The 1,152-nt window shown below is 37.2% G+C and carries 1 pseudogene; it reads right to left on the bottom strand.

Annotated elements, in window-relative coordinates:
* Window positions 1–232: 232 nt before the first annotated feature.
* Window positions 233–1,004, bottom strand: a pseudogene (locus PTI45_RS23830) (IS5 family transposase).
* Between the last annotated feature and the right edge of the window lie 148 nt (window positions 1,005–1,152).

Here is a 1,152-nt window from a genome sequence, read left to right on the forward strand (position 1 = left end):
GTATTAATTGTAGATAAGAAAAATAAGTGGTTCAACAATATAAAGATAACATGTAACTATTTCTAATCATGCTTTCTTTGTAACTACTTTGTAAATATTTTAAGATAAATTCTTTATTACATATAAACTAAGTAATTATTGAATAGTAAACTCTTATAAACTAAGTATAAATAATATAGTAGTCAATTTATCTTATGAATAATGAAAATACTAGGATGTGTCTGAAAACTAATTACTGAGTGAGTTTGAAAATGGAAGCCGCATAAATAAAAGTTAGAAATGACTTTGCTAACTTGTCATAGCGCGTGGCCACACGGCGAAAATGCTTTAGTTTGTTGAAAAAACATTCCACCAAGTGGCGCTCCTTGTACAGATGCCAATCGACTTTCCAAGGACGGAGGCAATTGGCTTTCGGTGGGATCACAAAAGAAGCCTGCTTCGTGATGAACCATTTTCGAAAATCTTCAAATCCATAGGCTTTGTCGCCTAGAATTCGACTTTCGGCAATCTCGATATCCTGAAATAACTCCGTGGCGAGTAGGGAATCATAGACTTGTCCTTCCGTCAGCAAAAAAGCAAGGGGGTTCCCAAACCGTCAACAATGGTATGTATTTTAGTCGTTTTTCCTCCACAGTTTCCTCCAATATGTTGGTTGACTTCGTGTCCGTTCGCTTTTTTTAGCACCTGCACTGTGCTGGTGGACTTTCACTGAAGTCGAATCGATACTTATATGTTCAAAGTCGGGTTCAATACGAAGCTCTTGAAAAATAGAGGCTAAAAGCTCGGTATCTGGCCAGATACAAAAGCGGCTGTATACAGTTTTCCATGAGCCATACCTCTCCGCAGGTAAATCGCGCCAAGCAGCGTCACTGCGGGCGATCCTTTGGATCGCATTGAGAGCAGTATGTGAAGAAAGTTGAGAGACGTCCTGTACGATAAGAAGGAAATAGATCCTTGATTGGCTCCTGTTGTTCATTGCTGAGCTCATATCGTCTTTGAATCATGAGGATCGCTCCAATCCTTTTCTTTAAGCCTACCACAAATTATTCTAGTTTTCAGACACTTCCTAAATCATTAACAAAATTTTAAAAATAGTACTAATTTAATCAGGGTAATAAATAATTATAAAATACTTGATAATGATGTTCATAA

Source organism: Paenibacillus nuruki (assembly GCF_001721045.1).
GTDB classification, from domain to species: domain Bacteria; phylum Bacillota; class Bacilli; order Paenibacillales; family Paenibacillaceae; genus Saccharibacillus; species Saccharibacillus nuruki.